The sequence below is a fragment of the Streptomyces sp. NPDC054932 genome (assembly GCF_053610205.1).
The window spans coordinates 1-11575 of record NZ_JBSGXU010000235.1; the positions used below are offsets into that span (position 1 = coordinate 1).

The 11575-nt window shown below is 73.3% G+C and carries 7 protein-coding genes and 1 pseudogene; 4 read left to right on the plus strand and 4 right to left on the minus strand.

Annotated features, from left to right (window positions below; all coding sequences use genetic code 11):
* Positions 1 to 86: 86 nt before the first annotated feature.
* On the minus strand, positions 87 to 1181 hold the full coding sequence (locus tag ACWGE1_RS36605) for a polyprenyl synthetase family protein (RefSeq protein ID WP_453424785.1): 1095 nt from the start codon (positions 1179 to 1181) through the stop codon (positions 87 to 89).
* Positions 1182 to 1332: 151 nt separating this feature from the next.
* On the opposite strand from ACWGE1_RS36605, the gene ACWGE1_RS36610 reads away from it, so the two are divergent.
* Entirely contained in the window at positions 1333 to 4032 is a 2700-nt protein-coding gene (locus ACWGE1_RS36610; protein WP_453424786.1) for an AAA family ATPase, read from the plus strand.
* Between the two features lie 64 nt (positions 4033 to 4096).
* Here ACWGE1_RS36610 and ACWGE1_RS36615 read toward each other — a convergent pair whose 3' ends face one another.
* Positions 4097 to 4948: an alpha/beta hydrolase gene (locus ACWGE1_RS36615; RefSeq protein WP_453424787.1), complete on the minus strand. Its 852-nt coding sequence runs from the start codon at positions 4946 to 4948 to the stop codon at positions 4097 to 4099.
* 409 nt (positions 4949 to 5357) lie between these two features.
* Here ACWGE1_RS36615 and ACWGE1_RS36620 point away from each other — a divergent pair, with 409 nt between their 5' ends.
* On the plus strand, positions 5358 to 6344 hold the full coding sequence (locus tag ACWGE1_RS36620; RefSeq protein WP_453424788.1) for an AraC-like ligand-binding domain-containing protein: 987 nt from the start codon (positions 5358 to 5360) through the stop codon (positions 6342 to 6344).
* A 20-nt stretch (positions 6345 to 6364) separates the two neighbouring features.
* Here ACWGE1_RS36620 and ACWGE1_RS36625 read toward each other — a convergent pair whose 3' ends face one another.
* Complete coding sequence (locus ACWGE1_RS36625) at positions 6365 to 7315, minus strand: AraC family transcriptional regulator (RefSeq protein ID WP_453424789.1); 951 nt, start codon at positions 7313 to 7315, stop codon at positions 6365 to 6367.
* Positions 7316 to 7593: 278 nt separating this feature from the next.
* On the opposite strand from ACWGE1_RS36625, the gene ACWGE1_RS36630 reads away from it, so the two are divergent.
* Positions 7594 to 8592, plus strand: coding sequence for an AraC-like ligand-binding domain-containing protein (locus ACWGE1_RS36630; protein WP_453424790.1), 999 nt, complete (start codon positions 7594 to 7596; stop codon positions 8590 to 8592).
* A gap of 64 nt (positions 8593 to 8656) precedes the next feature.
* Here ACWGE1_RS36630 and ACWGE1_RS36635 read toward each other — a convergent pair whose 3' ends face one another.
* The gene (locus ACWGE1_RS36635; RefSeq protein WP_453424791.1) at positions 8657 to 10423 is read right to left on the minus strand and encodes an eCIS core domain-containing protein; all 1767 of its coding nucleotides are present in this window, start codon (positions 10421 to 10423) and stop codon (positions 8657 to 8659) included.
* A 255-nt stretch (positions 10424 to 10678) separates the two neighbouring features.
* Here ACWGE1_RS36635 and ACWGE1_RS36640 point away from each other — a divergent pair.
* A pseudogene (locus tag ACWGE1_RS36640) lies at positions 10679 to 11575 on the plus strand (hypothetical protein); the annotation flags it as partial.

Sequence of the window (11575 nt, forward strand, 5' to 3'; positions counted from 1 at the left end):
CCCGGGACGGCGCCGGCGCCGGCGCCGCGGCGGGCGGGGCCCGCCCCGGGGTCCGGGTGGGCGTCGACGCCGGGTGACGGACGGGCTCAGGGCATCCGGTCCACGTTCCACATCGGCAGACCCCGGAAGAACTCCACGGCCTCCGCGCGCCAGTACGGCTCCCAGGACGCGGCCTCGGCGGCGGCCGCCTCCGCGTGCCGCCGGATCTCCGCCCTGAGCCGCCGGTCCACCCCGGCGGTACGGGCGATCTCCCTGATCCGGCCGAGGGTGGCGTCCGGGCAGCCCGGGTCGCCGAGCGCGGCCTCGACCAGGGCCGTCTCGGCCCCGGTCGTGGCGGCCAGGACCGCGCGGACGGCGTAAGTGCGGCGGCCGGAGCGGATGTCGGCCCCGGTGGACTTGGCCTCGGCCGCCGTGTCGTCGCCGGACGGGCCGAAGAGGTCGAGGAAGTCGTCGCGCATCTGCTCGGAGATGCCCACCAGCCTGGCGTACCGGTGCAGTCGGGCGCGGTGCGGCTCCGGATCCTCGCCCGCGGCCAGCAGGCCCATCGTCAGCGGCGCGAGGATCGAGTACCGCGCGCTCTTGAAGTCGGTGACGGTGTGCAGGAATTCCTCGTCGGGCAGTGCGTGGGAGTCCCGCTCCAGGTCGGCGATCTGCCCGGCCACGGTCTCCGCCGCGGTGCGCGTGTGCACGCCGAGCAGTGCCTGGCGCAGCTCGGCGGGCGCCTCGGCCTCCAGCAGGACCTGGGTGGACAGGAACGCGGCGAGGTCCCCGGCGAGCACCGCGAGCCCGAGGGCGGTGGCGCCCTGGCCGGGGAACTCCCGGCGGTAGGCGTAGTACGTCGAGGGTCCGCCGCGGCGCACGGGCGCGTCGTCGATGATGTCGTCGTGGACGAGCCCGTGCGTCTGGAGCAGTTCGATGCTCAGCGCGGCCTCCGCGAGCCCCGGTATCTCGTCGGTCGTGACCAGCCGGGCCGCCTCGTACAGCAGGACGACCCGCAGCCGCTTGCCGCCGCGCATCGAGAACTCCCGCAGGAGCTCCAGGCACCGGGGGACGTACCGGCTCGGCACCGGGACGTCGAACCGCTCGGCGAGACCGTCGAAGTACTGCTCGAACCGGGTGTCGAAGCGGGCCCGGTGCCCGGCGACGCGTTCGAGGGTGGCGGCAGTGACGTTGACGTGCATGAAGATCAGTATCGGCGACCGGCCCGGCAGCTGCGGATGATCTTGATCGGGTGCGCGGACGATATCCTGGGCGGCCGCGCCGTCGGCAGCGGCGCCACCGGTGACGAGCGACGGGGGAGGGGCGCTGTCCGTGTCCGGAAGCAGACGACTCGTGGGGCGCGCTCGCGAGACCGCGCTGCTGGGCCGCGCCCTCGACGACGCGCGGGCCGGGGCGGGCGGGTCGGCGATCCTGCTGCGCGGAGAGCCGGGCATCGGCAAGACCGCCCTGCTCGACCGGACGGAGACGCGGGCACGCGAAGCCGGATTCGCCGTGCTGCGCGCGGTGGGCGCCGAGGCGGAGGCCGAGCTCGCCTTCGGGGCACTGCACCAGGCCCTCTGGCCACTGCTCGAACGCTCCGAAGCGCTTGCGCCCCGCCAGCGGGAGGCCCTGCAATGCGCTCTGGGGCTACGGGAAGGACTGCCCCCGGGCGGCTTCATGGTAGGAGCGTCCGCACTGGCGCTCCTCGCGGAAGCGGCGCGAAGACAGCCCCTCCTGCTGCTCGTGGACGACCTGCAGTGGGTGGACTCCTCCAGCACCGGCGTGTTCGCCTTCCTGCACCGCAGGATCGCCGAACTGCCGCTCGTGATCGTCAGTGCCAGCCGGCCCGACGCAGCCGCGGCCGACGGATGGCCCGCCCCTCCCGTGGACGTGGGTTCCCTGCCCCGCGCGGACGCCGACGCGCTGCTGCGGCAGCGGCACCCCCGGCTCTCGACGGCGATCGCCGACCGGGTCCTCGAGGAGGCGGGCGGCAATCCGCTGGCGCTCGTCGAACTGCCCCTGCAACTGCACACGGACCACGTCACGGGCATCGTTCCGCTGCCGGAGCGGCTTCCCCTCGGGCAGCGCCTCGAACGCCTCTTCGCGGACCGCCTCACCTCCCTGTCCGAGCCGGCCGCCCAGGTCCTGCTGCTGATCGCCCTCGGCGGCGGCGCAGCCGCCCGGAACGCCGGTACGTGGCTGCGCACCGTCGCGGGGGAGAGCGCCGAGGAGGTCCTCGACGGCATCGAGGCCAGCGGCCTGGCGCGGCTGGACGCGGCGGGCCGACTGGCCTTCCGCCACCCGCTGGTGCGCAGCGCCGTGGTCTCGACGGCCCCGGGCCCCGCACAGCGGGTGGCCCACCGCACCCTGGCGGGCGGCCTGGAGCCGGACGACCCGCGACGCCTGGTGCACGAGGCCTCCGCGGCCCTCTTCCCCGACGGGGAACTCGCCGCCCGGCTGCAGGAGGCGGGCCGGCGCCTCGCCCGGCGCGGCGGCGACGCGGAGGCGGCGCTGCTCCTGGACCGCGCCGCCACCCTCAGCGCCGACCCCGCCGACCGCGCCCGCCGGCTGACCTGGGCGGCCGTGATGGCGGCCCGGGGCGGACGTCTGCGCTACACCGCGCGGCTGGTTGCGGAGCTCAAGCGCGGGCCGGTACCGCCCGACATCGCCCCGCTGTTCGCCTACGCCGTCGTGTATGTCGACCAGAGCCACCGCGTCGACTTCGCGTCGTCGCTCACCCTGCTGCCCGAGGCGCTCGACGCCCTGGCCCGGCCCGGTGCGGACTCCTTCGGCGCACTGGCGGAGCAGGCGTACTTCAAGCTGCTGCTCGCGGCGACCTACACGGACGACCCGCGCGCGTGGCGTGCGCTGGAGGAGCACCGGGAGAGCGTGTCCCCGCTCGCGCGGCTGTGCCTGCGGGCCTGGTCCGATCCGGCCCGGACCGCACACGGGGTGTCCGGGGAACTGTGGGCGCTGGCCGAGGGGATGAGCGAGGAGCAGGAGGCCGGCGGCGCGTGGCTGCTGCTGTGGACCGCCTCGGCCGTCGACGTCGCGCACGGGGAACTGTGGCGGCGGTTCACGGGCCAGCACGCGTACGCCACGCAGGGATCGATCGCCAAGGCCAGGAGCTATCAGGACTTCCTCCACGGCCACTGGGACACGGCCGAGCAGTGCCTGCGGGAGAGCGAGACCGCCGAGGAACTCGGCTACCACTGCAATGCGCTGATGTTCCGGCTGTACTACGCCCATTTCCTCGCCGGACGCGGGGACGAGCAGGGCCTCGAACAGATCGAACGGCTCGTCAGACCGACGGCGGTCGGCGCCCGCATGCGGTTCGTCACCGACCGCCTCACGCATCTGCACGGCCTCGCCGCACTGGCACACGGCCGCTACGAGGAGGCGTGCTCCCACTTCTCGGCGCTCACTCCGCCCGGGGTGCTCCCACGGGGGCTGCCCTGGTTCCACCTGCCCTTCTTCGACTTCGTGGAAGCGGCCGTGCACACGGGCCGGCTCCAGGAGGCCCGCGCGCACGTGGCGGCGGGACGCGAGGCCCGGATGGCCGAGATCTCTCCCCACCACGCCTTCCTGCTGGCCGCGGCGAGTGCCCTGGCCGCGACGGACGAGCAGGCGGACGCCCGGTACCGCGCGGCGTACGACGTACCCGGTTCCGGCCAGTGGGTCTTCGAACTGGCCCGCCTGCGGCTCGCGCACGGCTCCTGGCTGCGCCGCCGTCACCGTGCGGAGGCCCGTGACGTACTCGGCGAGGCACATCGCACCTTCCGCACGCTCGGCGCGGCGCCGTGGGCGGGGCGCTGCGAGGAGGAACTGCGGGCGGCGGGACTGCCGGTGGCACCCGTCGCGGGCGGGGCGGGACTGCTGACCGGGCAGGAGGTGCGGATCGCCGAACTCGCCGCGACCGGTCTGTCGAACAAGGAGATCGGTCACCTGCTGCGGCTGTCACCGCGCACGGTCGCCGCCCACCTGTACAAGATCTTCCCGAAGCTGGGCATCACCTCGCGGGCGGCGATCGCCCAGGCGCTGAAGGCCGACTGAGCGGCCGGGGGCGCCGGTCCTCACCGGCACCCCCTCGTCCTCGCGGTTCCGCGGCGAAGGCAGGTCAGCCGGTGAAGCGCCTGACGAACGCGAGGGCGGTGTCGGCCACTTCGCGCCAGCCGCTGTCGATGGTCAGCGCATGACCCCGCCCCGCCATCTCGGTGATCTCGGTGACCGCGCGCTCGTTGCGCACCTGCTTCTTGTACGAGGCGTGCGCGATCGCCCACGGCACGGTGTGGTCCTTCTCGCCCGAGATGATCAGCAGCGGGCCGCGCTCCGGGTGGAGGGCGTCGACCTTGACCTCGGTCCACGGATTGAGGTTCGCCGCGGCCGCCTGGAACAGCGGCTCGCCCGGAGCCGGTACCGCGAAGGTCTCGTACAGTTCCTTCGCCTCCGCCTCGTCGACCGCGTTGGCGAAGGAGTACCGGAACTGGTCGTAGGTGAGGGGCACCGCCCGGTGGTAGTTCGCCGGGTTGCCGAGGACGGCGCTCGCGGCCCGCAGGGAGGACACGGGCAGCGGGAGCACACCGCGGAAGGGCGCCGGGTCGATGGCGACCGTGGCGGCGGAGAGCCCCCGTCCGGCGATCATCTGCGCGATGAGGCCGCCGAAGGAGTGCCCGATGACCACGGGTCTGCGCTCCAGGCGTCCGATCAGACCGGCGAAGTGGTCGGCGACCTGGCCCACGCTCTTTCCCGCGAAGACCTCGGGGTGGGCCCGGGCCTCGGTGACGCTGTCCGGGTCGTCGGGCCAGCCCGGCGTCACCGGTGCGTACCCCGCCTCCTCGAAGACCCGGGCCCACCGCTCCCAGCTGCTGGGCAGCAGCCACAGACCGTGGACGAACACGACGGGGGTGCGGTCGCCCGCGTTGATGCGCTCGATGCGCTCGATGGTTTCGAGATCGGCCGATGCGGACACGGCACACGTCCTCACTGCGGAAGGGGGATGGGGGTGGGGTGCAGGCGACACGCTAGGACGGTGCTTCCCGTGCGGGATGACTGCCCGCGCACGGCGGTGTCCCGACGACGCACGCCTCTCGCCGGTTCCTCGCGCGGGTTCCTCCCGTCGGCCCCTCCCGCGCGTCCGTCCCGTGAGTCCGTCCCGTGAGTCCGTCCCGTGAGTCCGTCCCGAGGGTCCGGCGATGCCCGGCATGACCCCGCGTGCACGGCTCGTGCCCGTGCGGGCAGAACCGGCCCGACCCGGTTGGCCGGACACCGGCAGGTGACTTAAGCCTGGAAGTCCCCATACGCCCGCCTGCCCACCCGTCCCGGAGAACCGGGGACCGGGACGTGGCCGGCCGCGGCCCGGCCCGAGTCGAGGAGTTCCTGTGCGTTCCGTACCGAGTGCGGCGACCGTTCCCGGAGCGGACCGGGCCGACGACTGGCAGCGCGCCGTACAGCGCCTGCTGGCTCCGGTGCAGGTGACCCCTCGTCGGACCGCCCGCCCCTTCGAAGGCAGCCTGACCGCCACCGACCTGGGCTACCTCCGCATCCTGGCGATGGAGGCGGGCCCGCTGCGGCTGAGCCGCAGCGCCCGGATGGTCGCCGCCGCCCCCGAGGACCGCCTCGCGCTCGCTGTACAGGTGTCCGGGACCGCCGCGCTGCACCAGGACGGTCGCGGCGCCTTACTGCGACCCGGCGAGCTGGCCCTGTTCGACCTGCGGCGCCCCTTCACCCTGGATCAGCGGGAGCACTTCCGGCTGCACGTGCTGCGCCTGCCCGAACGGTCGCTCGGCGAGGCGGGGGCCGGCGTGCACCTCGTCACCGGCCGGGCCATCGGATCGGCGGGGGGCGTCGCCGCGCTCCTCGCCTCGTTCGTCTCGGTCCTGGTGGCGGACGCGACACGGATCGCCGCGCCGGTCGGGGACCGGCTGGGGGGAAGCGCCGCCGATCTGCTGGCCACCCTGGTCGACGAGCAGACGGGTGCCGCGGCCGTCGCGGGCGGTGCGGGCGGCGTCCGCTGCGCCCCGCGCGACCACCTGGTGCCGTCGATCCGCCGCTACATCGACGAGAACCTCCGGGACCCCGACCTGGTCCCCGAACGCGTCGCGCAGGCCCACCGCATCTCGGTCCGGTACCTCCACCGCCTCTTCGAGGAGGAGGAGACGACCGTGCGCAGGCTCATCCAGCGGCGGCGGATCGAGGAGTGCGCCCGCGAGCTGCTGCTGCGCCGGGGACAGGAGGCCCCGGCCGTCTCGGCGGTCGCGCAGAGCTGGGGCTTCCGGAACCCGGCGCACTTCAGCCGGGCGTTCAAGGCGGTGTACGGCCACCCGCCCGGCGCCTGGCGCAGAGGGACGGGGCCGGCCCCCGGTTGAGGTGTCCCCGTCCCGGTGGATCAGCCGGCGAGCGGCCGGGCTCCGGCGGCCGCCGCTTGCGTGGTCCCCTCCGGCCCGGCCGCGGAATCGGGCACGCCGCGGATCCGGTGCCACTCGCTGGGCGAAATGCCGTACGCGGCACGGAAACTGCGGCTGAAATGACCGGGGTTGACGTAGCCCCAGCGCCTGGCGACGGCCGCGACGGAGACGGCCGGGCGGCCGCACCGGGCGAGTTCGCGCCGGCACTCCTCCAGCCGCCGCTGCTGGATCCAACGACCGAGCGTCATGCCCTCGTTGACGAAGACCTTGTGCAGGTGTCTGACCGAGACGTGGTGGTGGGCGGCGATCATCTCGGGCGAGAGGTCGCGGTCGCCCAGATTCTGGTTCACGAAGCTGCGCACCCGCCGCGCGAGGTCGACGCGTCCGCCGTTCGCGTCCACGGCGCCGTGAGCCGTCCGCGCGGAGGACGTCGCCCCGGACGCCAGGGTCGCGAGCAGGTCCGTCACCGTCCCGGCGAGCCGGTGGGCGACGTCCCGAGGGTAGGTCTCCACGGCCTCGGCGAGGGTCACCAGCAGGGGCGCGAGCAGACGCACCACGCTGTCGGCGCCCGGTGCGTGGACTCCCCACGGCAGGTCCCCGGCCTCCTCGGCGAGGCCGAGCGCGGCACGGGGCAACCGGAAGAGGTGCAGCCGGAAGTCCTCGTGCTCCCGCACCGCGTAGGGGTGTGCCAGGTCGACGAGGAACACATCGCCCACCTCGCAGCGTTGGGCCCGGTCGTGCTGGACGATCACGGCCGAGCCCTTGGTGTGGAGGCCGACGCCGATGGGGTCGCAGGGGGCCGACCGGCCGGGACGCGGCGGCCCCACCAGGCGCTGCGGGGCACCCTGGACCGTACTGACGGACAGGAACCCGAAGGGGCGGGAGGTGATCCCGCCGTCGAGGGCGGACGAGGAGGTGAACGCCGGGCTCACGTGAGCTCCCTGGTGCGAGACGGTGCGGTGGAACGCCGGCCGCCCGGTGGGGCCGGGGACTCCGAAGGCGCCGGGAGCCCGGACCGGGGGCCGGCGGGGTCCACAGCGGTACGGACCCCGTACCTGCGAGTCTGTGCACCCGGGCGTACGCACCGTTAGGTCATCTGACTGAGCCGCGTTCTTCCTTTCCGCGCACGGCTGTTGCCCGTCACCGCACGCTTCGCGCCCCACGGAGTGCGGGGCCCGCCCGCCGCCCGTACGCCGATTACCCTGCCGCCATGGGTCGGCAGAAGGAGCAGTCGATGACCACGACCTGGGACACGTCCGTCGTCCCGATCGGCGACCGCGCCGACGCCCTGCGCCAGACGATCCGCGAGCAGGTCGTCCCGGTGGACCTCGTCCTGCCCCCACGCCCCGAGCACGTCTTCGCCGACGTGGCCATCACCCGGCTCGGTGCCATGCAGCTGAGCACGGTCCGCGCGAACCCGGCCACCGTGCACCGGACGCCACGCCTCGTCCGGGCCGACGGGGAGCCCCTGCTCTTCATCAGCATCCAGATCTCGGGCGAGAGCACGGTCGTCCAGGACGGCAGACACGCCGTCCTGCGACCGGGGGACATCGCCCTCTACGACACGCGCCGCCCCTACACCCTGCTCTTCGACCGGGGCGTCGACACGCACTTCTTCCGGATACCCGTCGGCGAGCTCGGCCTCCCGGACGCGGCGCTCCACGAGGTGACGGCCCGCACCCTCGGCGCGAACGGCACCGTCGCCGGGCTGGCCGCCGGGTACTTCACCCGGCTCGCCGCCCACCCGCACCTCCACGAGGGCCGGGCCGCCCAGTTGCTCGCCGCTCCCAGCCTGGAGCTCGTACGCGCCGTCATCGCCTCGGAGGCACCGGACCGGGCCGCCGCGGCCGGCCCCCTCCACGAGACGCTCGGCCTGCGGATCCTCGAACACATGCGGATCCACCTGGCGGACCGGGACCTCACCCCGGCGTCGGTCGCCCGGGCCCACCACATCTCGGTCCGCCATCTCTACGCCGTCCTCGCCAGGAACGGCGTCGGCTTCGGCGAATGGGTGCGTACGCACCGGCTCGACGAGTGCCGCAGGGAACTGTCCCGCTGTCCGCCGAGCAGCGACACCATCGCGGCCGTCGCCCACCGCTGGGGGTTCCGGAGCAGCTCCCACTTCAGCCGGGCCTTCAAGGCCGCGTTCGGGGTGTCGCCCCAGACCTGGCGAAAGGAGAGACGGGCGTCCGCGGGCGGACCTCCATGACCCCGGGCGCACCCGCCGGCGCACCCGCCGCGCCACGACGCAACCGGCTGACTCGGGACCGGCGTCACGTGACCAGCCCCGCGTTGCGCAGTGCGGTGAGGCCCTCCGGATATGTGGTGCCGACATGGGCCAGTACGTCGGCGTCCGTGATGACGAGCTGCTTGTGCGCGGCACACTCCTGAAGCCAGACGATTCCGGGCTGGACGCTCAGGCTCTTGAAGCTGCTCTTGCCGTCGCTGCCCTGGAAGCCGTACTTCTTGTGGTTGCCGGTGAGCAGCTGGATGACCGCGGCAGTGTCCTTCGGAAGCGGTGCGAGCGCAGTGACGCCAGGCGTCTGATCCCTGTTCGCGATCTTGTCGGCCACGTCGGCTTCGCTGGAGTTGCCGGCGAGCACCCCGGCCTTGTAGAGCGCCAGGCAGGCCCTCATGTACTCCTGGCGGCGTGCCGCGTTCACCTTGTTCGTGACGTTGTCCGCCGCGTTGCGGGCGTGGTCGAAGAGGGAGGGGGTGGTCTGGAGGATGTCCTGGCGCATGAACTGCATGGACAGTTCGAACCGCCCTCGCTCCATCCAGTAGTTCGCGAAGATCATGGGGTCGTTGGTGATGGCGGGGCTGCCCGCGTTCTGCCACTTGGTCGCGTTCGACTCGACCGTCTGCGCCGTCACCTGCGGATAGGCGATCTCGGCCACGTACGGCTTGGTCTGCCACCCGGAGCCGTCCTTCTCGAAGATGTGCCCCAGGCTCTTCGCGGAGGTGATGTCGTACCAGGCGACCTCGACGCCGTCGAGCTGGAGGACCACATCGGGACGGGTGTTGCCGTGGGTGACCTGCATGGCCACGGAGAACTTGAGGCCGGAGGCCGGACCGGTCCAGGACTTCCGCTCGGTGAGGAACACCTTGGTGGCGAGGGACTCGATGGCGTAGCCGGCCATGGCGGGGACCAGCGCGGCTATCTCCGCCTTCTTCGCCGGCGTGGCCTGGAGGTATTCCTGCCACTGCTCCGCCCACCGACCCAGATATCCGTCCGTCAGCGCGAGATTGGCGTCGGTCGGATTCTGGGTGGCCTGGAGCCAGGCGATCTGGACCGCCGCGTCGAGCTTCTCGCCGAAGCCCACCAGGTCCTTCCCGACCTGCTCGCTGGGGACCTGGCCGGACGTCACGTAGGGGTGGACGGAGCGCTGGACGGATTCCTGGCCGCCACCGCTCCGTTCGGCCGGGGCCTGAGTCGCCCGGCTCGGCACCGGTCCGCTCAGAACCCTGGTGGCGTTGGCCTCCGCCTCCCGCTCGAAGCGGTCCGACGGGTCCGAGATGCGCAGCCCCGACCCGTTGTCCGTGCCGGCCACGGGACCCTGCCGCTGCTGGATGACGTGGGTCAGCTCGTGGGCCAGGGTGTGCCGGTCTGCGCCGCCCTTGCCGATGACGACGTGGTTGCCGGAGGTGTACGCGCGGGCACCGACCTCTGCGGCGGAGGCGCGGGCCGCCGCGCCGGTGTGGATCCGTACGTCGGAGAAGTCGGCGCCGAGGCGGGCCTCCATCTCGGTGCGGGTGGCGTTGTCGAGGGTGTTGCCGGGGGTGCGCAGGACGTCATTGACGGTGGAGCGCTGTACCGGGTGCTCGGTCTGCCGGTGGTCGCAGTCGGCGTCGTGCCGGTGCCGTTCCTCGGCTCCCGGGTGGCCGGCCCGGCGGAGCAGCTGGACGACTGCCGCGTTGCCGACGGCGCTCTGCAACGCGAGGAGGCCCGGGGGCGGAGCCGGGCTCGCGGCCTGGGGTTGGCGGGCCGGCGCCCCGCCCTTCCGCCCCTCGGCAGACCTGGTCCGTTCTTCGGCGTGCATGCGACCTCTTCCTCGGCGAGCAGACGACTCCCCTCTGCATACCCGGTGCGCGGGCGGTCCGGGGATGTACGTGAGGGCAGAACAGGGGCAACTTGCGTGGGCCGTACAGCTGGAACTCCGGTCCTTTCGAGGGCCGCGCCAACCACATCGAGGTGTTTGAGCGTCATATGGTCGACAGGGGCACGGAGTTGGTCACATAGGATCTTGTGAAGACCGGCTCAGGGGGAGCCGGTCCTGTTTCCCGGGGGAATGCACATGCGAAAGACCCATCGCGTCCTGGCCGCGACGGCGGGGGCGCTGGTGCTCTCCGGCCTGCTGCCGCTCCAGAGCGCAGTGGCCGACGGCGCGCCGGAAAAGCTCTGGACGTTCTGCACGAACGGCTCGGAGGGCCCGCTGTTCGATCCGGCGGAGAAGCCGGTGTCGGTGCCGGGCGGCGAGGACGCCGGCTCGGGCTGCTGGATCAACTTCTTCAGCCCCGACAGCGGCAAGACCTGGATCGGAACCGACCTGCAACTGACCCTTCCCGCCGAGTCGGTGGCGGCCTCGGGGTACTCCCCGCAGCAGCTGGCCCGGATGCTGCAGGCCCGCAGCAACACCTCCGGCGGCGAGTGGGGCACGGACTGGACCCTGCACCACTGGACGGTCACCCCGGACGGCGCGCTGACGCTGAAGATCCCGGCCTGCACCACCAACTGCATAGGCGTGTTCCTCCAGCTGTCCGGCGCGCCCCGGCAGGGCGGCGCCGTGCTGAAGGCCGAGCTGAAGGCCACCGGCCCCGGCTACGACCCCACCCCGCAGCCGATGCCGTTCGACTACTTCGGCCGCGCGGGCACCGAGCCGGTCACCTTCGGCACCCCCGGCACCTTCGTGCCGGTGACGCCCGCCCGGCTGCTGGACACCCGCAGCGGCGCCGGCGCGCCGGTGGCCAAGGTCGGCGCCGGCCAGTCGGTCAACGTCAAGGCCGCGGGCCGGGCCGGAGTACCCGCCGCGGGTGTCACCGCAGTGGTCCTGAACGTGACGGCCACCAACCCGACCGCGGGCAGCTACGTCACCGCCCACCCGCACGGCAGTGCCCGGCCGACGGCCTCCAACCTCAACTTCACGGCCGGGCAGACCGTCCCCAACCAGGTCACCGTCCCGGTCGGGGCCGAC

Bases quoted from the DNA above. Each gene is read 5' to 3' on its own strand.
- ACWGE1_RS36605 (WP_453424785.1), bottom strand. From the start codon at position 1,181: ATGCACGTCAACGTCACTGCCGCCACCCTCGAACGCGTCGCCGGGCAC.
- ACWGE1_RS36630 (WP_453424790.1), top strand. From the start codon at position 7,594: ATGGGTCGGCAGAAGGAGCAGTCGATGACCACGACCTGGGACACGTCC.
- ACWGE1_RS36635 (WP_453424791.1), bottom strand. From the start codon at position 10,423: ATGCACGCCGAAGAACGGACCAGGTCTGCCGAGGGGCGGAAGGGCGGG.